Raw genomic sequence first — 21,260 nt, forward strand, 5'->3', positions numbered from 1 at the left:
GATTCGGACCGGGGGAAGGGTGAAGCCACGACGCATTGTTCGTTGCTGACGTATCGTTGCGTCAATGCAAGCAGAGAGCGCAATCCCCGTCAAGGGATGAACCGATCCGCTATGCCCTGAAGGAGTGCCCCGTCGTACTGGTCAACGAGCGCAGGGAGCCGTCACCGAATTGGAGGTTGCACACTCTCGCGCGGAATGACGTACGGTGGCGGTTCGGAGATGACTCCACCTTGTGGCGCCTCTCCCGAAAGCAGCGCCGACACGTGCTTCACTGCCCGAATCCCCAACTCTCGCATGGGCAGGTGCACGGTCGTGAGCCGCGGGCGAACCAGCTCGGCGATCTCAGCGTCGTGAATTCCGACCACCGAGAGTTCCCGGGGAACCTCGATTCCTGCATCGACTGCTGCTGCCAGCAGTCCCAGCGCCGAGACGACGTTGTTCACCACCACGGCCGTCGGCATTCCAAGGCCGGATTCAAGCGTCGCCAGGCCCGCAGCTCCGGCCTGAGCGCCGTAGCCGGTGAACAGGGGGGGACGAGGAACCAGCCGCGCTCGCGTCAAAGCGCTGACATACCCAGCGTGGCGTGGGTTCACGGGATGGATCTCCTGACCCCCGACGAACGCGATGTTCGTGTGTCCGGCTTCGATGAGGTGCTCGGTCGCCATCCGTCCGGCCGCTGTCTCGTCCGCCGAGACCCAGGCGCCGTTGTGACTGGATTGATACTCCACGAGCACGACCGGTGTCGGGTGTGAACGGAGCGCACCCATCACCTCCTCATCGAGCAATTCGCCTGTCCGCAGCACGATCGCATCGACGGAGCCCTGACCCAGCAACCGCGCGAGGAAGTGGCTGCCGGAGTTCATCCACATCGTGTCGCCCAGCATGATGGCCCATCCACGTTCCTCGGCGGCCTCGTAGATCCCCTCCAGCAATTCCTTGTACACCGGATTCTCGAGGTTCTCCACGACGACGGCGATCGTCCCGGCGTGCCGACGACGCAACGCGCGGGCGGCATCGTTGGGTACATATGCCAACTCGGCTATCGCCGCTTCAACGCGGGCACGAGTGTCGGCACTCATTCGGGTGTGAGTGGTGCCGTTGATCACCGCAGAGACCGTGGATACAGAAACCCCGGCTAGACGGGCAATGTCCTTCTGCGTCGCCATCTGGCTCACTCTAGCGGCGATGGGAAGGCACCTGTCGCAAGGACGGGCTACTTCAGACCGGTGGTGGCGATCCCGCGGACGAGGAAGCGCTGGCCCAGGAGGAACATCACGAAGAGAGGGATGAGCGAGACGATCGACATCGCGAACATCGCTCCCCACGAGGACTCGCCTGTTGAGTCGAGGAAGGCTCGCAGCGCGACGGGGACGGTGTAGAGATCCGGGTCGGTGAGGAAGATCAGCTGCGAGAAGAAGTCGTTCCACGTCCAGATGAACGTGAAGATCGCCGTCGTCGCGAGCGCAGGGGCTGCCAGAGGAAGCATGATTCCGGCGAAGATGCGCGCATGGCCGGCGCCATCTATGCGGGCAGCCTCGTCCAGTTCCCTAGGGACGCCACGAAAGAACTGGACCATGAGGAAGATGAAGAAGGAGTCGGTAGCCAGCAGCTTCGGAACGATGAGCGGCAGGAAGGTGTTGAGCCATCCGATCTGAGAGAAAAGCACGTACTGAGGGACGATGATCACGTGGATGGGCAGCATGATCGAGATCAGCATCATCGCGAACCACAGCCGCCGGAGCCGGAAATTCAGCCTGGCGAAGGCATAGGCCGCCAACGAGCAGGACACCAGGTTGCCCACGATCGAGCCAGCCACAACTAGGAAGGAATTGATCAGATAGTGGCTGAACGGGTGGCTCAGGGCGTTCCAACCCTGGGTGTAGTTGTCCGTCGTGAAATCGGTGGGAATCAGGCCGGGCTCGCTGAAGATGAGTGCGTCGGGCTTGAACGATGAGGCCAGCATCCAAAGCAGCGGGTAGATCATCAAGAGGCCAACCGCGATGAGGACGGCGTGCTTTGTCAGCATCCGCAACCGTACCCACGGCAGCCGAGCACGGCGACGGCGCGACCGACTCGCGGAAGGACTCACGATTGCGGGGGAATCGGTCACGGATGCGGGCGACATGAGTTCAGTCATCGTGGAAGACCCAATACTTTGAGGCGAAGAAGTTGAGTGCAGTCATGGCTCCGATGATGAGAACCAAGAGCCACGCCATCGCCGAGGCATAGCCCATGTTGAAGTTGGCGAAACCCTGGAGGTACAGATACAGCGTGTAGAACAGGGTCGAATCAACCGGTCCGCCAGTTCCCCCAGAGACGATGAACGCCTGGGTGAACGACTGGAACGCATTGATGGTCTGAAGAACGAGGTTGAAGAAGACAACCGGAGTCAGCATCGGGAAGGTGATGTTGGTGAACTGACGGAACTTCGACGCACCGTCAAGGCTTGCCGCCTCGTAGTACATCTCCGGAATCTGGCGAAGTCCAGCGAGGAAGATCACCATCGGCGAGCCGAACGTCCAGACGTTCAAGACCATCAGCGTGCCAAGCGCATACTGGGGGTCGGACACCCAGCCGTGCGTGCCGATCTGTATCAGCGGCTGGATGCCGTTGAACCACTCGATGGCTTGATTGAGCACGCCGTCGGTGCCGAACAGCTGCCGCCACAGGATGGCAATCGCCACCGAGGCGCCGAGCAGCGACGGCAAGTAGAAAACTGAACGATAGAACGGCAGGCCGCGCACGCCTTTGTCCAGCACCATCGCGAGGCCGAGCGCAGCTGCGAGTTGCAACGGTACCGAGACGAACACGTAGGTGAAGGTGACCTGAAGCGACTGTGCCAGCCGCGGATCCTGGAACAGACGCGTGTAGTTCTCCAACCCGATGAATTCCGGATCCCGGAACAAGTCGTAGTTCGTAAAGGACAGGTACAGCGATGCCAGCAACGGGCCGACCACGATCAAGGCCAGACCGATGAACCATGGCAAGAGGAACACGGCCGCCGCCTTGCCGTCTCCTCGCGCCGGACGTGCCTTGGCACCCGTCGTGGCTGCCTTGCGGAGCTGAGAGAACTCACGTGCGACTGCCATGGCGCACCTCCTTCCTTGTGGCCTCGAACATCGCTGTGGTACTTGCGCCCCGGATTGCCGCACCGGATGAATCACGGGATCGCATGCGTCAACTCGCGTCGGAGACGCTCTGGTCAAGCTCGGCCGTGAACTGCTCGGCGGCCTCGGCAGGTGAGATCCGATCGAAGAGCATGTCCTCGGCGTAGCGCCGTAGCATTTGCTCCGCCGTGTCGGCGCCGGGCGGGGGTGCCATCGGCGCAGCCTCAGGTGCGTTCTCCTCGACGATGGCCACGAAGTCGGCCATCATCTGCTGCTCGGGAGAGAGGGTGGGCCTGATGTGCTCCACGACCTCCTGGTTCGCCGGAAGGCCACGCTCAGCCTGCAAGATGTCAGCCGCATCCAGGTTGCTTTGAAGGCAATTCAGCAAGCGCGCCGCCTCCACCGGATGCTGAGAATCGGAGGTGATGGCCCAGCTCATCGAACGGAAGGTCTGGCCCGTCTCGCCCTCTTCGTGGACCGGCAACTGCAGCAACTCGAATTCTGAGCCAGTGGCGGCGAGAGCGGTGATCTCGTTGATCGGCCGCACTGCCATCAACGTCTTGCCGGTACCGATCATGGTCTGCTCGACTCCTCCACCCTGGTGCTCGATCGATACGGACGCAGGCGCAGATCCCTCGGTGTTCTGCAGGTCATAGCCGTACTCCAGGAACGAGGAGATGACTTCGGTATCGACTCCCACTCCGTTCTCGCTGAAAAGGCCGTCCGAGTGCCCGAGCTGCCGTGCCCAGATGCCCAGCAGGCGGATGTCCTCGCTCGGCTGCTGGATCCCCCAGATCGCACCATCGGATGCTTCGTAGACGCTGCTGGCGTAGTCGAACAAGTCGTCCCATGTCCAGTTCTCATCATCCGGACGCTCGAGGCCGTACTGCTCCATGAGCGTGACATTGAGCATGATTCCAGAGGCGTTGACCGTGATCGGAACCGCGTAGTTCTTTCCATCGACCGCGTCCTGGTTCAGCACGCCAGGTGCGATGGCCGAGGTGTCGATGTGCTCCTCTACGGTGGCGATGTCCACCAGTCCACCGCGCTGGCCGTATGAAGTGACGTGTCCACTGGTCACTTGAATGATGTCGGGCGCATCGCCGGCGGCGAACTGGGTGGCGAGGCGGTCGTCATAGCCCTGGCTCGTGAACTCCGCCGAAGTGGTGACATTGCCGAGGGCCTCTTCACACACTTTGAGAGCAGCTTGAGTCTGCTCATGGCGCCCCTCCGCACCCCACCATGCAACGCGGATTTCGACGGGTCCCGACGCGGCCGTCTCTTCGCCCTGGGCCTGGTTGTCCGCCTGACCGCACGCTGCGAGGGTCAGCAGCACTGCTGAACTTGCCGCGACAACTGTCATGCCGCGGCCGAGACGCTGTGTCCCGCGCGGCCTCAATGGATTTCTCATCGTGTTCCTCCAGTTAGTTGGCCGACGAGTGCCGGCTCAAAGGATGAGGCCGGTTCGCCGGACAGGATTGTCTTGGCCATCTGCCGAAGCCGACTGCGAGCAACGGCATTCACCCTCGCGGAGGTGTCACTCCACCGCTGCGGGTCGTCAATGATGCTGACGATGGTCTCTTCCGCCGCCACCTCGGCACCGGGACCTACTTCGATGAGCATGTCCGCGCCGCCAAGGTCGTCATACATGCGCCCCTTCACCGTTTCAGTCGGCTGGCGCAGGTACACGGTCGGTACCGCGTGTGCCGACGCGATGATCGGCGAATGGCATTCCATGCTGATCACGGCGCGACTGATGGAATAGACGGCGCTCGCCTCGGCCAGTGACCAGAATCGGTCCAGGACTCTCACGCGAGGTGCGACATCCGCGGGCAGCAGGGGAAGGAGATGATTGCGTGAATAGGCGGGTACGTAGGACATCTCTGGAACGACAACGGCCATCGAGTCGGTGCGACGAACCCATGCCACGATCGCCGCAACGAGGGCACCCAAGTCGGCCTGAGATGTCGCCCCGTTGATCGCATCCCTCCGCAGGCTCTCCGGCGTGGCCGGCTCGCCGCGCATCTGAGCGTACGGCGCGTATCGCAGCCTCGGCACGAAGCATGCGAAGTCGTCATCACCCAGACCCAGCTCTTCGCGGAAGACGTCGATAGTGCTGCGATCGGCATAGTCATAGGCGAAGGTGCAGTCGGGGCCGAACTCCAGCGTCTGAGCCCGAACCCGCTGACCGCGCAGGTAGGCCAGTGAGATCGAATCTCTCGTGAAGATGAACTCGGCGGAGTCGAGAGGCTCCCGCCCCTCGTCGTCGAGGAAGCCTTCGGGAAGGTGCTCGGTCATCGCCTGCAGTTCTGTCAGCGTGCCCCAGGTTGGAGGACAGACGGGGTCGACGGTCACGCCGGCGTATCCGTGCGGCCTTCCTGAGTTGCGCGACCAATGCGCGAACTCGGCTTGGCGATTCTCCACATCGGCAGCAGAACCGTGCACAAGCACGTCTGCGGAGTTCCACGCCCTTCGGAGCTCAGACGTCGTAAGCTCACCGCTGCTCGTGCACTCGCCACGAACAATCGCTACGTGAGGGAACGCGCGGCGCACCAGCGCTTCCTCTCTCTCGCCGAGTGCAACCGGCCACAAAGTGATCTCGGCATCCGGATCCAAATCGAGCAATGCCGCCATCGCTCCGGGTGAGTGAGCGACATCGCCGATGTTGACATCCTGCCAAGACGAACGAAGTAGCACCCTCCGCGACTTCGGCGAACCCATGCGCACTCTCCCTAACGGCCACAATGCCGGTCGACCCGAGCGATCCGAGTCATCGTTGACGTATCGTTGCGTCACGCTACCACCGCCCGCAGACGCAGTCAACGCCGAAGGGCGGCAAGTTTCGCGCCGTCTGGGCTCAGCGCTCGCCCGAGCTTCCCCGCACCCGTCCCCAGATGCACGGACTTACAAGCCAGCGCGCTGGCGACGAGGAAGCACACCGATCCCCAGAGGTCGGGCGCCCAGATCAGATGCTTCTCCTGGTCGAGGGCGAGGCTCTCCCGGGTAGCCGCGAAGGTGCTGACGTTGAAGAGGGCCGTCCCGGCCAGCTGCACGGCGGTCGACCACGATCCCAGGCTGTGCGGTCGCCAGCCGGCGAGGCTTCGAATGCCATGCCTGCGGGCAGCGACGGGATCAATCGAGTCCGGGGCGGCGACGCATTCGCGAAACCGCAGAAGCGCGGCGCTCGTGAAGAAGCGGCCGCACCACCTGGGCGCGCGTGACGAACATGACCGGTCCTCGCACCTCGCGCACCTGCCACCCCGCAGGCACCGTCACGCCGAGTCGCGCTCGCTCAGTGACGCGAGTGGGGGCATATCACGTCCGTCGCTGACCGGTGCGGTTCTTCTGATGCGCAGCGAGCAGCGCGGGCGCCGTCCAGAGGTCGGGCACCGACCCCTTCCGCTGTCCGGGCTTCTCCTCCGCGAGATGCGCACACGCGTCCTCGATGTCCCGCATCAGCACGTCGATCATCTGCCTGCTCAGATCCAGGCGCACCACGATCCGGAGGAGATGAACCTCCTCGGCATTCGGAGGCAGGCTGTAGGCCGGGACGATCCACCCGTGCTCGCGCAGCCGCGCTGAAAGGTGGTACACGTCGAAACCGGGCTCCCCCTTGAGACGGAATGTCACGACTGGCTCGGACAGCCCGGGGTTGAGGATCTCGAAGCGGCCGCTCTTCTCGAGTTCGTCGTTGATGTGGCGTGCGTTGTCGAGCATGTTGCGGACGATCGCTGCGTATCCCTGCTTGCCCAGGCGCAGGAAGTTGTAGAGCTGCGCCTGCACCATCGCCGAGCCGCGCGAGAAATTGAACGTGAACGTCGGCTGCGCCCCACCGAGGTAGTTGACGCTGAAGACGAGGTCCTCGGGAAGCTTCGTGCGGTCGCGGAACACGAGCCAGCCGACACCGGGGTAGACGAGGCCGTACTTGTGTCCCGATGCGTTGATCGAGGCGACCTGCTCCAGCCGGAAGTCGAAGAGGAAGTCAGGATGGGCGAACGGTGCGATGAAGCCACCGCTGGCTCCGTCGACATGGATCGGGATGTCCCATCCCCGCTCCGCCTTGATCTTGACGAGGCGGTCGTTGATCTCGGCGATCGGGTCCGCTTCCCCGATGTGCGTGGTCCCGAGGACGACGCCCACCGCGATGGTGTTCTCGTCGATCTGCTCTTCGACCTCGTCGGCGTTGATCACGTAGCGGTCGGGCTTCATAGGGATCTTGCGCATCTCGACGTCGAAGTAGTTCGCGAACTTGTCCCACACGACATGCGTCTCGGCGCCGAACACCACGTTCGGCCGGTCGACGCTGAGGCCGGCCGCCTGGCGGCGATCCCGCCACGCGCGCTTGTGGGCCAGCAGCCCCAGCATGATCGCCTCCGACGACCCGATCGTCGCGACCCCGACGACCTCGGCCGCATCCGGGGCATTGAAGAGGTCGCCGAGCATGTGCACGCAGGCTTCCTCCATGAGCGACGCCGCCGGATACTCTTCGTGATCGATGTGGTTCTTGCGGATCGAGTCGTGGATCAGCTGCTCGGCTTGCGGTTCCATCCAGGTGGTGACAAAAGAGGCGAGATTGAGGGTCTCCCGGCCGTCGAGCATCAGTCCGGTGTGGAGCAGTTCGTACACCTCATCGGGCGGCATCGATGCCTCGGGGAAAGTGAAGGGATCGATGTGGGTGCGAAATGCCGCACGCCCATGAATCGGCATGTTGGCGTCGGTCTCTGACATGTCGTCCTCCGCTTCATCCGACAGGAACGCGGCGCCAGCGTATCGGAGTGCCGCAAGCGTCACGTCATCCAGATCGCGTGACGTCCCGGACACTCAGTCGTCGCCGTTCTGGCCGTCCTCGGAGTCGTCCTGGCGCTTCTGCTCCTCCTCGAGCTTCTTCTGCTCTTCCTCGGCCTTCTTGCGATCCTCTTCGGCCTGCTTCCGCGCCTCTTCCTCGGCCTTCTTGCGGGTCTCTTCGAGCTCCTTGCGCTCCTCCTCCGTGAGGCCCGGGTCGACCACGACGTCGTTGCCGTCGTCCGTGGGGGTCGGGGTGTCGGCGGGCACGTCGTTCGCCGGGGCGGTGGGAACGGGCTCCGGCTGCTGACCGCCGAGGTTCGCGATGCCGAGGATGGCGGCGACCACCACAGCGGCGGCCGCGAGCGCCGCTCCGATGCCCACGAGCAGGCGCCTGCGGCTCCGATGAGGACGAGGCGGTTCCGCGCCTGCGCCATTGGGGCCCGGCCCCGGCGCCGCGGCGACTCCCGCGACCGGGGCGATGAGCGTCGCGGCCGTGACGGGAACGGTCGTCGCGGTCGGCTTCGGTCCGCCGCCGACGGCAGCCGCCCTGGGCGGGGTGCTGCCCGCGAGCCTGGCGGCCGCGGCCGCGACCTGCGCCGCCGTCGGGCGCTGCGACGGCTCGCTGTGGAGCATCCTGGTCAGCAGCTCCCCCCATCCGGACGGAAGTGAAGCGGGAACCACGGGCGGATTCTCCAGTCGCGCCAGCGCTGCCGGCATGCCGCCACCCTGTGGGTGGTCCCGTTCGCCCGTGAGCGCTTCGAGCAGGACCAGTCCGAGCGAGTAGATGTCGCCCGGCGGCGCGGGCTCACGACCGCGGAGCTGTTCCGGCGAGAGGTAGGCGACCGTCCCGATGACCAGGCCCGGGGAGGTGAGGCGCGATCCGTCCAGCAGCAGGGCGATGCCGAAGTCGGCGAGCTTCGCGCGGGGGCGGGAGCCCGGAAGCTGCGGTGGACTCAGCAGCACGTTCGAGGGCTTGATGTCGCGGTGCACGATGCCCGCGCTGTGGACGACGTGCAGTGCCTCCGCCAGCTCGGCCGCAAGATGCGCCACGATCTCGGGCGGCAGCGGGCCACTCGCCAACCGCGCACCGAGAGTGGGCCCCTCGACGAACTCCATCACCAGATACTCGGGCTGCCCCGGCTCGAGGCGGGCGTCGTACAGCGTCACGAGCGAAGGGTGGTTGAGCGAGGCGAGCAGCGTCATCTCGCTCCGGGCACGGTCGGAGGTCGCGCTGTCGACGCCGGGCCGGATGAGCTTGATCGCGACCGTCCGTCCGAGCAGGACGTCCTCGCTGCGGTACACACGGGCCATGCCGCCTTCGCCCACGCACTCGCCGAGCCGATACCGGCCGTCGAGCAGCGGTGCGCTGTGATCCGGCTCGTCGTCTGCCATCGCCTCTCCCCGTCGTCGCGCTACGGGTGCGCGCTCCGACACTTCGAAACTAGTCGCCTCCGCTCCGCCGTTCACGCCGGTTGACGGGCGCGAGCGCGCGTGAGCCGCCCCGGGACTCGCATGGCGCAGATCGAGGCATCCGATCCTTCGCCCGCCCCGAAGCAAAGCGAAGGCCCCGGGTGCTGGGGACACCCGGGGCCTGTCGTCACCGGTTCTCGCTCGTCCACCCCCCGGCGAACGGCTCTCGGCGACGATGGGAAGAGCCTGGGGTAGCTCGTTCCCAATGAGACGCTGGGGACGCCTCGCGTACAGCCTAACCTGATTGGTAGAACCATCTCTGTCCCCTCTTCGGGGGACATTTGGTCATCGCGCGTGACCGACGTATCCGGCGACCCAACGGTCCAGAGCCCGATATGCGGCGGCACGAGGCTCGGGCCGCGAGAGGAACACGTCGTGGATCGCACCGTCGATGCGCGCCACGGTGACCAGCGAGCCGATGCGGGTCGCCGCGCGTGCGATGTCGTCGACGACGAGTACCGAATCGCTCGAGGTCATCGACTCCTTCCACGTGAGCGGCGGCGTCGATCGAGTCGAGAGCATGACCAGCGCCGGGCAGCCGACCTCGACGCCCGAGGCGATCCGGCGATGACCGTCGAGCACCGCGGCAAGCCAGCCTGGAGCGGTCGGGAATCCGCGGTCAGGACGCCACGTAGCGCGCTCGGGACCGGCGGGAAGGCTGCCGACCTCGTCTTGCGCCCGCGTGTAGAAGCCGAAGTCCACCGCCGGCTGGACACCGTGCGGGTCCAGCCGCGCGCGGATGTCCACCAGCGGTGCCAGCGCCTGACGCCCGATCGCCCCCAGCTGCAGTTCGAGCCACGGGCTGTTGAGCACGAGCGCGGCCGCCCGGCCGGCGTGGCGGGCCGCCCACAGCGTGAGCGTCAGCCCGCCCGTGGAGTGGCCCAGGAGGACGAGGCGACGCCGTGCCGGGGCATCCGTCATCGCCTCACCATGACCCATGGCCGCCAGGGCCGCCTCGATGTCGGCGTCGTAGTCGTCGAGTGCGTCGATGTACCCGGGTTGCTGTCCGGGACGCAGGCTGCGCCCGTAGCGGCGCAGATCGAGGGCGAAGAACCGTGCGCCCCGGCTGGTCCAGAACCGTGCGAGCTCAGTCTGGAAGAAGTAGTCCGACCAGCCGTGCACGTACAGCACGTCGACGTCGCGCAGCGGCGCGAAGAGCGCGGTGAGCGGATTCGGGATGCTGCGCACCACGGTCGCGACGAGCGGGCCCCCCTCCCCCTCGATGCCGAGGGGCAGGGTCGACCGGGTGAACGGCTTCCCGAGCACATCGGGGACCCACTCCTGCGACGGCCCGGCCATGGGCACAGCCTAGGGGCGCGCGCTCACTCGCCGCGGGAGATCGACACCATCTCGTCGCGCGGGACGACCTTGATGCGGGCACGCTCGTGCGGGGCGCCGAGGGCGACCTCGTGCTCGTCGAGCCGGTGCCAGCCCTCGAGGTCGGTCCAGGCGACACCGCGCGAGGCCAGCAGTTCGGGGATCGCGTTCTCGGACGGATCGCTCGGCTGCCACCACGACCCCTGGTCGTTGATGAGGTGGCGGATCGTCTCCATCGCGTCGGACTTGGTGTGGCCGATGAGTCCGACCGGACCGCGCTTGATCCAGCCCGTCGCGTACACGCCCGGCACCCGCTCGTTGGAGTCCTTGCGGAGCACCTGCCCCTCATGGTTCGGGATCACGCCGTGACGCTTGTCGAACGGAACGCCGGGCAGTGGCGACCCGAAGTACCCCACGGCGCGGTAGATCGCCTGGATCGGCACCTCGCGGATCTCGCCCGTGCCCACGACGCCGCCCTCCCCGTCGGGGCGCGTGCGCTCGTACCGGAACGCGGCGACGCGGCCCTCGTCGTCCTTCAGGACCTCGAGCGGCTTGGCGTAGAAGTGCAGGTGGAGGCGGCGGGATGCCTCGCCACCGGCGTTGTTCACCGACGGCCGCTTGCGCCATGCCTGCAGGACACGATCGATGACCATGACCTGCTTGTTGCTGGCGATCGCGGCCTTGGACGCCTCGTCGTAGTCGAAGTCCTCGTCGTAGACGACCATGTCGACATCGCGCAGCTCGCCGAGCTCGCGCAGCTCGAGCGGCGTGAACTTCACCTGGGCGGGCCCGCGGCGACCGAACACGTGGACGTCGGTGACGGGCGAGTCCTTGAGGATCTCATACACGTTGTCGGGGATCTCGGTCGGGAGCAGATCCTCGGCGTGCTTGGCCAGCATGCGCGAGATGTCGAGGGCGACGTTGCCGTTGCCGATCACCGCGACGGATGCCGCCTCCATGGGCCACTCGCGCGGAACGTCCGGGTGCCCGTCGAACCAGCTGACGAAGTCGGCGGCGCCGTACGAGCCGATCGCGTCGATGCCCGGGATGTCGAGGTCGGTGTCGCGGACGGCACCGGTCGCGAAGATCACGGCGTGGTAGTGATGCTTGAGATCTTCGAGGGTGATGTCCTCGCCGAAGCGCACGTTGCCGAACAGGCGGATGTCACCGCGGTCGAGCACTTCGCGCAGCGCCGTGATGATGCCCTTGATGCGCGGGTGATCCGGCGCCACCCCGTACCGCACCAGCCCGTAAGGCGCGGGAAGCTGCTCGAACAGGTCGATCGACACGTCGAACTTCCGCTCGGCCTTCAGCAGGATGTCGGCGGCGTAGATGCCCGCCGGTCCTGCGCCGACGATCGCCAGCCGGAGCTTGGTCATGTGGGGGTCCTTTCAGGAGCTGCGCGCCACCGGTCCTCGAGCCAGCGAAGCGAGTCGAAACGCAGCGACGGAACGCGGGGGGCGCTAACTGGAACGGTCTGCCACGGCCTGGGCGAACCGTGTCAATGCCTCTCGGACGGGTCCGTCCGGCACGGGCGCGAGGGCGTCGATCGCCTCTTGCGACCACGCGTGGGCGAGGTCGAGCGTCGCATCGGTCGCCTCGTGCTCGCGAAGCTGTGCGAGCGGCTCGTCGAGGATCACGGGGTCGGCACCGTCGGCGATCCGCGCGACGCCGTCGTCGATGCGGGCGCGCAGGTCGGCCGAGGCGGCGTCTTTGCGCTGCCCGAGCACGAGGTAGGGCATCGTGGGCACACCCGCACGCAGGTCGGTGCCGGGCACCTTGCCGGTCTCATCGGGATCGGCCGACAGGTCGATGACGTCGTCGAGCAGCTGGAAGGCCACCCCCGCCTTCTCACCGAAGGTCATCATGGCCTGTTCGTACTCGGTCGGGCCGTTGGAGAAGATCACGCCCGCCTGCGCGGCCGCCGCGATGAGCGATCCGGTCTTGTCGGAGAGCACCCGCAGGTAGAACTCGACCGGGTCGTCGCCCTCCTTCGGCCCCACGGTCTCGTGCATCTGCCCCAGGACGAGACGCTCGAAGGTGTCGGCCTGCAGGTGGATGGCGCGGTCGCCGTGGCGCGCCATGATCTGGCTCGCACGGGAGAACAGCAGGTCGCCGGTGAGGATCGCGACGCTGTTGCCCCACACCGCGTGAGCACTGGGCACCCCGCGGCGCTTGTCTGCGGCATCCATCACGTCGTCGTGGTAGAGCGAGCCGAGATGGGTCATCTCCAGGGCCGTCGCCCCGTCGATCACGTCCTCGGTGGTGCCGTCGCCCAGCTGCGCGGTGAGCAGCGCCAGCATCGGACGCACCCGCTTGCCGCCCGCCTCGTACAGGTAGCGGCTCGTGGCGTCGGCGAGCGCGTCGGTCACGCGCAACTCGCGTTCGAGGGCGCTGTCGACGCGCTTCAGGCCCGCTTCCACCGTGGCGTAGAGCTTGCGGGACCGCGGGCCCGCGAAGATTCGATCGGTGAGGCCCAGCTTGCCCGCGATGCGCGAGCCCGGCGCTGTGGGAGTCACGCCTTCAGCCTACCGGGCGCGTTTGGTGGCCCGGTGGAGGGCGACGATCCCCATCGAGAGGTTGCGGTGCGCGACATCCGTCCAGCCCGCCTCGCGGATCCAGGCCGACAGCCCGGCCTGGTCGGGCCAGTCGCGGATCGACTCGTTCAGATAGTCGTAGGCGTCGGCGTTCGAGCTCACGACCTTGGCCACGACCGGAAGGACGACCCCGTTGTAGATGCGGTAGAGGCCGCCGAAGACCGCCGACGGCGGATGCGAGAACTCGGCGATGACCAGACGTCCGCCGGGCTTGGTCACGCGCAGCATCTCGCGCAGGGCCTTCTTCGGATCATTCACGTTGCGCAGCCCGAACGAGATCGCGACGGCGTCGAACTCCTCGTCGCCGAACGGCAGCGCAGTGGCATCGGCCTGCACGAACGACAGATTCGGGATGCCGCCGCCCGGCGCTCCTGCGCCGTAACGCCGCTGCCCCTCGGCGATCATCCCGGGCGAGAAGTCGGCGGCGACCACGTCGGCGCCGCTGCGAGCCAGCGACGCGCTCGACACCCCGGTGCCGGCGGCGAGATCCAGGATCCGCTGACCGCGACGCGGTGCGACCGTGCGGGTCATCGCGGCGCGCCAGAACCGGTCGTTGCCGAGGCTCAGCACGGTGTTGGTGCGGTCGTAGCCGGCGGCGACCTGATCGAACATGCCGCTCACGCGGGACGGATCCTTGCGCAGGTCGGCGCGGTTGGGCTCGTGCTCGGAGGGGTGGGATGCCACGGCTTCGAGTCTAGGCCGCGGTCCCTGGTCCGCCGGTGCCGGTGCCGGTGCCATGGTCGCCGAACCCCACGGGCGCCGGCGGCGCCACGGGCTCGAGCGCGGCCAGGCGGGCGAGCCAGGCATCCGGTGTCGCGTCGTCGAACGGCGCCTCGGCGGCACCGACCCGCCGCTCGAGGTCGATGGCGAGCTCCTCGAGACGGGCCACGAGCTCGAGCGGGTAGCCGTAGGCCACGCGATGCTCGTCCCATTCGTCGCGGTCGTCGATGAACAGGCCACGGCCGTCGGTGGCCCTGACCACGTCGAGGTCCATGTCGATGCCGCGGGGCTCGCCGTGCTGCCAGCGGACGTCCCACGCGATGTCGATGTAGATGCGCACACGGTGCGGCGCCGCGTTCACGGTGAGCACGTAGTCCCCGGCGGGCGGAATCAGCATGACCGCGGGCGTCTCGGCGGGGAACACGCGTCCCGGCCGGGCGTTTCGCCAGCCGGTGGGCTGCCCGAGCCAGTCGCCCCACTCGTCGCTGCCGAGGTAGACGCAGTCGTTCACCCAGTGCGCGCCGCCGTCCCATTTGCGCCAGCGGAACTGCAGGGCGGTCCCGGGCGTGGGCCGTTCCGGCGCTGGGGCGGCGAGGTCCTGTGGCGCGTCGTCGGTCACCCGGCGAGTCTAGGCTTGAGGAGTGACATCCGCGTACGGCCTGCCTCGGCTCGTGGTCGAGACCCGCGAGATCGAGCCGGTCGACGATCTGCTCGCCTTCACCTCCCCTGCTTCGCCGCTGGCATGGCTGCGCCGCGGGGACGGCATCGTCGGCATCGGCGAGGTGGGTGGATACGAGCGCGGACCACGCCTGCCCCCCGGAGTCGACCCGGAACGGATGCCGTCGCCCGCCGAATCCTGGCGGCTGCAGGCGGCCTCGGCACAGGTCGACGATCCGGTCGGACTGCCGGGCACCGGGTTGGTCGCCTTCGGCACCTTCGCCTTCGACACGCGGTCCACCGCGACCAGCCGGCTCGTGATCCCGCAGGCCGTGGTCGGACGCCATCGCGGGCGCTCCTGGGTCACCCGCATCCGCAACATCACCGCCGATCTCGGCGAACCAGCGGTCGAGCCGATCCCCTACGGCCCGTACTGGTCGGGCACGCTCGGTCCGGGATCGCTGGCCCCCGCGGCGTACCAGGCGGCCGTGCGCACCGCCGTCGACGCCATCGCAGCCGGCGAGATCGACAAGGTCGTGCTCGCCCGCGACCTCGTCGGCACGATCCCCGCCGGCGCCGACCTGCGGCGACTCGTGCGGGCGCTCGCCCACGACTACCCCGACACCTGGACCTACGCCGTCGACGGCCTGATCGGCGCCAGCCCCGAGACCCTCGTCACCGTCTCGCGCGGCGCGGTGACGGCCCGGGTGCTCGCCGGAACCATCCCGCGCGGTGCCGACGCGACAGATGACGCCGAGGCATCCGACTCCCTCGCCCACAGCGCGAAGGACATCGAAGAGCACCGCTACGCCGTGCGCAGCGTGCTCGACACCCTCGGGCCGCACGTGCGCGACCTGCGTGCCGATGCTGAGCCGTTCACCCTCGAGCTGCCGAATCTGTGGCACCTCGCGACCGACGTCGCCGGCGACATCGCCGACCACGCGTCGTCGCTCGACCTGGTCGCCGCGCTGCACCCGACGGCGGCAGTGGCCGGCACGCCGACGGATGCCGCGATCGAGGTGATCCGCCGGATCGAGCCCTTCGACCGCGGCCGGTACGCCGGCCCCGTCGGCTGGGTCGACGGCACCGGCGACGGCGAGTGGGCGATCGCGCTGCGCTGCGCCCAGATCGGCAGCGGGCCGGTGCGCGGCTACGCGGAGTTCAGCGACACGGTGCCCGTCGTCGCCCACGCAGGGGCGGGCATCGTCGCCGCGAGCGATCCCGAGACCGAGCTGCTCGAGACCCGCGTGAAGTTCCGCCCGATCGTCGATGCCCTCGCCTGACGCTCGCCTCCTGCCTCGCCTCGTGCACACCTCCTCGCCTCTCCCCCTGTTCGGGTCTGAGAGACCACGCGCACGTTGAGACACCACGCGCCGGTTGAGAAACCACGTAGAGGTTGAGACACCACGCGCGGGGCGGTGTCTCAACCTACACACGGTTTCTCAACCTCAAGCAACGTTGAGACACCACGCGCCGGTTGAGACACCACGTAGAGGTTGAGAAACCACGTAGAGGTTGAGACACCACGTAGAGGTTGAGACACCACGTAGAGGTTGAGACACCACGTAGAGGTTGAGACACCACGCGCGGGGCGGTGTCTCAACCTAGATGCGGTTTCTCAACCTCAACCGCTCCGGGGCGCACGTCACGCGTCCCGCGCGAGCAGCTCGCGCAGCGGGTCGAGGCCCATCGGGCCGAGGGCCAGGGCGTCGCGGTGGAAGTCGCGGAGCGAGAAGGACGCGCCCTGCTGGGCCTGCCGCTCCTGCCGTGCCTCGCGCCACAGCCGCGCTCCGACCTTGAACGCGAGCGCCTGGCCCGGCCAGCCGAGGTAGCGATCCACCTCGAATCCCGCCAGCGCCGGCTCGACGAGCGCCAGCTCCACGAGCATGCGGCGCGCGAGCTCGGGCGTCCACTCCCGCTCCGGCACGAGGGAGTTCGCCGGGATGGGCCGGCCGGTGTGCAGCCCGATGTCGGCGACGATGCGCACCGAGCGCCAGATCTGGCCGAGGACGAGTCCAAGCCGCTCCGCGTCGTCGCGGATGAGTCCGAGCTCGTCGGCGAGCTGTTCGGCGTAGTGCGCCCAGCCCTCGGCGTACCCGTGGACATGACACAGGTGCCGTTGCCACGGGTGCAGCTGCGGATACGACGCGGTGAGCACGAACTGCAGGTGATGCCCGGGCACGCCCTCGTGGTGGACGCTCGTGACCTCCTGCCACGACGCCGCCACCGGCACGCCGCTGGGAATGGTCCACACCACGCGGCCCGGCGTCGAGCCGTCGGGCGCGCCCGGCGTGTAGTACACGACGCCCGAGGCGGCCTCCGAGACGAGGCACTCCACATGTCGCACCGACGCGGGCAGATCGAACGCCTCACCCACGGCCTCGATCGTCTCGGCGACGCGCTCGGCGAGCCACGACCTGATCGCGTCGACCCCTTCGAGCCGGTATCGCGGATCGTCGTCGAGGACGGATGCCGCAGCCCGCACCGGATCCTCGCTCGCGGCGGCCTCCGGCCCGGCGATCCGCCCGGCCAGCTCGCGAGCCTCGGTGACGAGACGCTCGAGCTCCGTCCACCCGTAGGCATAGGTGTCGTCGATGTCGATCCGGGCGCCGAGCATGCCGGCCGCGAGGTCGGGATAGACGGCCTCCCCCACGCCGTCCGCCGACGGCGCGACCGGACGCAGCTCGGCGCGCAGCAGCGTCAAGAGCTCACCGAGGGCCGGGGCGATCTCGTCGGCTGCGGCGCGAACGCGTCGGCGTGCCACCGCGTCCACACCGCCCTCGACAGCAACCTGTCCGAACCAGTCGCCGTCGATCCAGGCCTCGACCTGCTCGGCGAGGGTGTCGAGCTGCCGAACCGGTGCGACCCCGGTGCCGGTGAACCGATCGGCATTGTCGCGCGCCCAGCGCAGGGCCGCGATGTACTGGCGCACGGCGGCCGGGGTGGCCTCGAGCCGGCGTATGAGCGCTTCGCCCGCGGCATCCGGAGTCACCGTCAAGCCTTCGATCGCGTAGCGCACCAGATGCACCGGGGTGGCGAGTCCTGCGACCAGGCGCGGCGTGAAGCCGGTCTCGAAGAGCAGGCGTTCACGCTGCAGACGCTCGCGCAGCGCGGCCCGCAGCCCTTCATCGCCCTCGCCCGCGGCATCGAGGGCCTCGAGCGTCTCGCCCTGCACGTCGTACTTGCGCACGAGCCACGTGGGACTCAGATCGGGCAGCGGCGGGGCATCGACGCCGATCGCCAGCGCGGCGTCAGGCTCGTGGCGGGCGAGTATGCGCACATAGGCGTCGGCGGCGGCGCGCACGGGATCCGGGTGACTCACCGATCCAGGGTACGTGCGCGCCGCCAGGGTCAGATCGAGCGCTGATAGGCGCCGATGGAGCGCATCGCCCACCCGAACGACAGGGCGGCCAGCACCGCCAGACCGCCGAGCTGCCACCAGCCGTCGGCGGGGAGCGTGCCCGCCAGGCCGCCTCGGCCCAGCTCGACCGCCCAGGTCATGGGGTTCCAGCGCGAGACGTCCTGCACCCACTGCGGCATGAGTTCGGCGGGCATCATGGTCGTCGACAGGAAGGTGGCCGGCAGCACGACGAGCTGCGACAGGCTGATCAGCGCGATCTGGCTGCGCGACATGAGCGCGACCGCCGTCGACGCGCAGCAGAAGATCGTGGCGAGGACGGTTGCCACGCCGAGTGCGATCAGCAGCCCCCCGGCACCTCCCGGGTACCGCGCGCCGGCGAGCCAGCCGATGCCCAGCACGACCAGCGACTGGGCGAGGTTGATCACCAGCTGCTGAGCGAGCTGCCCTGTGACGATCGCCGACCGAGCGACCGGCGACGTGAGGTACTGGTCCATCACCCCCGAGTCGATGTCGTCGATGAAGCCGGTGCCCGCCCACGCCCCGGAGTACAGCACCGTCATCATCAGGATGCCGGGGACGAGATAGTCGATATAGCCGGCTCCCCCGAACTGCGGCAGGGCCCCGAGCGATTGGAACACCTGTCCGAACAGCACGATCCAGATGACCGGCTGGATGAGCGACATCGCCGGTCCCCACACCTGCCGGACCGCGGCGATGAGCCAGCGGCGCAGCACCTGCGAGGTCTGCGAGAACCATCCCGCGCGGGCGGGAGCCAAGATCGTGGTCATGCCGCGAGTCCTTTCGTGGCGGCGGCCGGTTCACCGGCGCCGTGAGCGGTCGAAGGCCCGAACGTGTGACCGACGAAGTGCAGGTACACGTCGTCGAGTGTGGGATGGGATGCCGAGACCTGGCCGAAGCGCACGCCCGCAGCATCCAGTGCGGCGATCATCGCGCCGACCGCGGCGGACGCATCGTCGGTGCGCGCGGCGAGGACGCCGTCGATGCCGGATGCCTCGACCACGACGTCGCGCAGTCCGGGGATCCCGACGATCGCGGCTCGGACGGCCGCCGGATCGGCCTCGATGAGGCTCACCCTCACGGAGTCGCCGTGGAGTCCCGCCTTGAGCTCTGCCGGGGTGCCTTGCACGACCGCACGGCCGCGGTTCACCAGCAGCAGCTCATCGGCGAGGCGGTCCGCTTCTTCCATGTAGTGCGTCGTGAGCACCACGGTGAGTGCTTCTTCGCCCGACAGGCGGCGGATCTCGGCCCACATGGCAGCGCGCGCTTCGGGGTCGAGGCCGGTGGTCGGCTCGTCGAGGAACAGCACGCGTGGGCGATGCACGAGCGCGGCCGCCACGTCGAGCCGTCGCCGCATGCCTCCCGAGAACGTGCTGACAGGGCGGGCGGATGCCTCGGCCAGACCGAACTCCTGCAGGAGCCGGCGCGCCCGTCCCCGCGCGTCGCCGCGGGCGACGCCGCGCAGGCGCGCCGCGATCTCGAGGTTCTCGGTCGCGGTCAGCAGCGGATCGGTGCTCGAGCCCTGCGACACGTACCCGATGGCCGAACGCACGGCGTCGGGCTGTCGGGCGACGTCGAAGCCGGCGACGCGGGCGGTACCGCTCGTCGGGCGCGACAGCGTCGTGAGGATCTTCGTGGTGGTGGACTTTCCCGCCCCGTTGGGTCCGAGCAGACCGAACACGCGGCCGGCGCGCACCTCGAAGCCGAGTCCGTCCAGCGCGTGCACGGCGGGGCGCCGGCCGCGGCCCGGGTAGACCTTCACGAGGTCGCTGGCCACGATGGCCGGTGTGCCGGGGGTGGAGATTTCAGGCATGGCGAAGCATCCCTTCCTTCGAGTGGGTCGATCAGGACGCGGCCGCAGCCGCGATGGCCGGCGTCAGGCGGACTTGTCGGAGCCGAAGAGCATGCGCGCCAGCACGAACATCCACAGCGCGAAGCCGACGGCGAACGCGACGGGCGCCCACCACCAGCCGACGGTGAAGACGAGCACGGCGATCGCGGCGAACGTCAGGGTCCAGATGCCGACGGTGTAGATGCCGAAGCGTGCGGCCGCCTCGGGCTCGCGTTCGAATCTGTTCTGCGGTTCGTTCTGGTACGCCTGCCGGGTCCACGCCTTGTGGCGGTTGGTCTGGCTGGCGCCGAGGAAGGCGAACAGGATGATCGACGCGATGATGCCGAGCGCCGCGAACACGACGCCCCACATGGGCAGCGCCCCCAGCGCCACGAGGCCGCCGAAGCCGAGGCCGAACGCGCCCAGGAACGTCGCCCCGGCATATCCGCCGGCGCGGTTCTGCGGCATCGGGTGGTTGGTGGTGGTCTCTTGCGCGAGCGAATCGCCCACGAGCATGCCGAGGGCTGTCGATGCGAAGCCGAACAGCGCGATCTCGCCGCCGACCACGAGAGGCAGCACGCCGACGGCGCTCAGGATGCCGAGTGTGATGCCGACCACGGCCACGGCCGACCACACCACCACCCGCACCACATAGCCGGGTTTGGGTCGCACGCGGTACCGCTGCTGGAGGGCCGCGTAGCCGTCCAGGCGACCTGGGGACGAGGGGCCCGTGTCTTCAAGCAGGTCGCGCACATCGCCGAGTTCGGTCACAGCCTCGCGCGCGGCATCCGCCGGCGTCCGCCCGGTCGATTCGAGCTCGGCGGCGCGCGCCATGAGATTGGCCCGCACCTCTTCCTTCAGGTCCTGTGCGTCGGGCGTCATGTCGACACCGTGGAAGGCCTCGTCGAGGAGGCGGTGGATATGGATGTTCTCGGTCATTTCGCGGTGCCCTTCGCGGGGGTGTCCTTCGGGTTCTGGGGAGGAGCGCTGCTCACATCGAGCAGAGAGTCGATGACATGCCGTGTCGCGACCCATGCCGCGACGTTGCCGCTGAACACCGCACGGCCGGCGTCGGTGATGCGGTAGTACTTGCGGCGGCCGCCCTGCGTCTCGTCGCCCCAGTAGGACTCGACGAGCCCGTCCTTCTCGAGGCGGCGGTAGGTCGCATAGAGAGTGGCCTCCTTGATCTCGTGCTCACCGCCGGTGGCGTCGCGGATCGCCTTGTAGATCTCGAAGCCGTAGGCGTCGCCGCGGCGGAGCACGCCGAGCACGATCGTGTCGGTGTGGCCGCGCAGCAGATCGGCCGCGAACGCGTCGTCCTGTGTCATGACAGGTACTATATCACATCCAGTACTCCACGCGGCATGCATCTATACCGCATAGATCTCGGCGCGAGT

At 68.0% G+C, this 21,260-nt stretch carries 19 protein-coding genes; 1 reads left to right on the top strand and 18 read right to left on the bottom strand.

All coding sequences use genetic code 11. The features are described from left to right. Positions 1–161: 161 nt before the first annotated feature. From HF576_RS04110 to HF576_RS04170, 13 genes are all read right to left on the bottom strand, one after another. Positions 162–1,325 carry a LacI family DNA-binding transcriptional regulator gene (locus tag HF576_RS04110; RefSeq protein ID WP_343234159.1) on the bottom strand — a complete coding sequence of 388 codons (1,164 nt, stop codon included), beginning with the start codon at positions 1,323–1,325 and terminating at the stop codon, positions 162–164. After that, positions 1,214–2,137 carry a carbohydrate ABC transporter permease gene (locus HF576_RS04115; protein ID WP_205834693.1) on the bottom strand — a complete coding sequence of 308 codons (924 nt, stop codon included), beginning with the start codon at positions 2,135–2,137 and terminating at the stop codon, positions 1,214–1,216. The genes HF576_RS04110 and HF576_RS04115 overlap by 112 nt, the downstream gene beginning before the upstream one ends. Continuing rightward, on the bottom strand, positions 2,130–3,089 hold the full coding sequence (locus tag HF576_RS04120) for a carbohydrate ABC transporter permease (protein WP_168911473.1): 960 nt from the start codon (positions 3,087–3,089) through the stop codon (positions 2,130–2,132). The genes HF576_RS04115 and HF576_RS04120 overlap by 8 nt, the downstream gene beginning before the upstream one ends. A gap of 88 nt (positions 3,090–3,177) precedes the next feature. After that, a complete protein-coding gene (locus tag HF576_RS04125) occupies positions 3,178–4,443 on the bottom strand; it encodes an extracellular solute-binding protein (RefSeq protein WP_168911474.1) in 1,266 nt (421 codons plus the stop codon). A 71-nt stretch (positions 4,444–4,514) separates the two neighbouring features. Next, entirely contained in the window at positions 4,515–5,828 is a 1,314-nt protein-coding gene (locus tag HF576_RS04130) for a polysaccharide pyruvyl transferase family protein (RefSeq protein WP_168911475.1), read from the bottom strand. Positions 5,829–5,926: 98 nt separating this feature from the next. After that, positions 5,927–6,160 carry a hypothetical protein gene (locus HF576_RS04135; protein ID WP_168911476.1) on the bottom strand — a complete coding sequence of 78 codons (234 nt, stop codon included), beginning with the start codon at positions 6,158–6,160 and terminating at the stop codon, positions 5,927–5,929. A 262-nt stretch (positions 6,161–6,422) separates the two neighbouring features. Further along, complete coding sequence (gad, locus tag HF576_RS04140) at positions 6,423–7,835, bottom strand: glutamate decarboxylase (protein WP_168911477.1); 1,413 nt, start codon at positions 7,833–7,835, stop codon at positions 6,423–6,425. A gap of 93 nt (positions 7,836–7,928) precedes the next feature. Continuing rightward, positions 7,929–9,284: a serine/threonine-protein kinase gene (locus tag HF576_RS04145; RefSeq protein ID WP_168911478.1), complete on the bottom strand. Its 1,356-nt coding sequence runs from the start codon at positions 9,282–9,284 to the stop codon at positions 7,929–7,931. Positions 9,285–9,647: 363 nt separating this feature from the next. Beyond that, on the bottom strand, positions 9,648–10,661 hold the full coding sequence (locus tag HF576_RS04150) for an alpha/beta hydrolase (protein WP_168911479.1): 1,014 nt from the start codon (positions 10,659–10,661) through the stop codon (positions 9,648–9,650). Between the two features lie 23 nt (positions 10,662–10,684). Continuing rightward, positions 10,685–12,058: an FAD-dependent oxidoreductase gene (locus tag HF576_RS04155; protein WP_168911480.1), complete on the bottom strand. Its 1,374-nt coding sequence runs from the start codon at positions 12,056–12,058 to the stop codon at positions 10,685–10,687. An 84-nt stretch (positions 12,059–12,142) separates the two neighbouring features. Next, positions 12,143–13,198, bottom strand: coding sequence for a polyprenyl synthetase family protein (locus tag HF576_RS04160; protein ID WP_168911481.1), 1,056 nt, complete (start codon positions 13,196–13,198; stop codon positions 12,143–12,145). A 9-nt stretch (positions 13,199–13,207) separates the two neighbouring features. After that, positions 13,208–13,960 (bottom strand): class I SAM-dependent methyltransferase, encoded by a 753-nt coding sequence (locus HF576_RS04165; RefSeq protein WP_343234160.1) that lies wholly within the window; start codon positions 13,958–13,960, stop codon positions 13,208–13,210. A gap of 10 nt (positions 13,961–13,970) precedes the next feature. Next, a complete protein-coding gene (locus tag HF576_RS04170) occupies positions 13,971–14,615 on the bottom strand; it encodes a DUF402 domain-containing protein (protein ID WP_168911483.1) in 645 nt (214 codons plus the stop codon). 22 nt (positions 14,616–14,637) lie between these two features. Between HF576_RS04170 and HF576_RS04175 the strand changes: the two genes are divergently transcribed. Then, entirely contained in the window at positions 14,638–15,936 is a 1,299-nt protein-coding gene (locus HF576_RS04175; RefSeq protein WP_168911484.1) for an isochorismate synthase, read from the top strand. 362 nt (positions 15,937–16,298) lie between these two features. Here HF576_RS04175 and HF576_RS04180 read toward each other — a convergent pair whose 3' ends face one another. The 5 genes from HF576_RS04180 to HF576_RS04200 all read right to left on the bottom strand — a co-directional run bounded on the left by HF576_RS04180 (position 16,299) and on the right by HF576_RS04200 (position 21,191). Continuing rightward, positions 16,299–17,975, bottom strand: a complete 1,677-nt coding sequence (locus HF576_RS04180) for a DUF885 family protein (protein ID WP_168911485.1) — start codon at positions 17,973–17,975, stop codon at positions 16,299–16,301. A 29-nt stretch (positions 17,976–18,004) separates the two neighbouring features. Next, positions 18,005–18,802, bottom strand: a complete 798-nt coding sequence (locus tag HF576_RS04185; RefSeq protein WP_168911486.1) for an ABC transporter permease — start codon at positions 18,800–18,802, stop codon at positions 18,005–18,007. After that, positions 18,799–19,845 carry an ABC transporter ATP-binding protein gene (locus HF576_RS04190; protein ID WP_168911487.1) on the bottom strand — a complete coding sequence of 349 codons (1,047 nt, stop codon included), beginning with the start codon at positions 19,843–19,845 and terminating at the stop codon, positions 18,799–18,801. Before HF576_RS04190 ends, HF576_RS04185 begins: the two co-directional genes overlap by 4 nt. Positions 19,846–19,908: 63 nt before the next feature. Beyond that, positions 19,909–20,802 (bottom strand): permease prefix domain 1-containing protein, encoded by an 894-nt coding sequence (locus tag HF576_RS04195; protein ID WP_168911488.1) that lies wholly within the window; start codon positions 20,800–20,802, stop codon positions 19,909–19,911. Beyond that, complete coding sequence (locus tag HF576_RS04200; protein WP_168911489.1) at positions 20,799–21,191, bottom strand: PadR family transcriptional regulator; 393 nt, start codon at positions 21,189–21,191, stop codon at positions 20,799–20,801. Before HF576_RS04200 ends, HF576_RS04195 begins: the two co-directional genes overlap by 4 nt. Positions 21,192–21,260 lie beyond the last annotated feature (69 nt).

Source organism: Microbacterium salsuginis (assembly GCF_012524205.1).
GTDB classification, from domain to species: domain Bacteria; phylum Actinomycetota; class Actinomycetes; order Actinomycetales; family Microbacteriaceae; genus Microbacterium; species Microbacterium salsuginis.

What these genes read in the sequence shown, in the direction of transcription:
- HF576_RS04200 (WP_168911489.1), bottom strand. Translation starts at nt 21,191, where the DNA reads ATGACACAGGACGACGCGTTCGCGGCCGATCTGCTGCGCGGCCACACC.
- HF576_RS04145 (WP_168911478.1), bottom strand. Translation starts at nt 9,284, where the DNA reads ATGGCAGACGACGAGCCGGATCACAGCGCACCGCTGCTCGACGGCCGG.
- HF576_RS04115 (WP_205834693.1), bottom strand. Translation starts at nt 2,137, where the DNA reads ATGACTGAACTCATGTCGCCCGCATCCGTGACCGATTCCCCCGCAATC.
- gad (WP_168911477.1), bottom strand. Translation starts at nt 7,835, where the DNA reads ATGTCAGAGACCGACGCCAACATGCCGATTCATGGGCGTGCGGCATTT.
- HF576_RS04130 (WP_168911475.1), bottom strand. Translation starts at nt 5,828, where the DNA reads ATGGGTTCGCCGAAGTCGCGGAGGGTGCTACTTCGTTCGTCTTGGCAG.
- HF576_RS04190 (WP_168911487.1), bottom strand. Translation starts at nt 19,845, where the DNA reads ATGCCTGAAATCTCCACCCCCGGCACACCGGCCATCGTGGCCAGCGAC.
- HF576_RS04155 (WP_168911480.1), bottom strand. Translation starts at nt 12,058, where the DNA reads ATGACCAAGCTCCGGCTGGCGATCGTCGGCGCAGGACCGGCGGGCATC.
- HF576_RS04185 (WP_168911486.1), bottom strand. Translation starts at nt 18,802, where the DNA reads ATGACCACGATCTTGGCTCCCGCCCGCGCGGGATGGTTCTCGCAGACC.
- HF576_RS04150 (WP_168911479.1), bottom strand. Translation starts at nt 10,661, where the DNA reads ATGGCCGGGCCGTCGCAGGAGTGGGTCCCCGATGTGCTCGGGAAGCCG.
- HF576_RS04195 (WP_168911488.1), bottom strand. Translation starts at nt 20,802, where the DNA reads ATGACCGAGAACATCCATATCCACCGCCTCCTCGACGAGGCCTTCCAC.
- HF576_RS04120 (WP_168911473.1), bottom strand. Translation starts at nt 3,089, where the DNA reads ATGGCAGTCGCACGTGAGTTCTCTCAGCTCCGCAAGGCAGCCACGACG.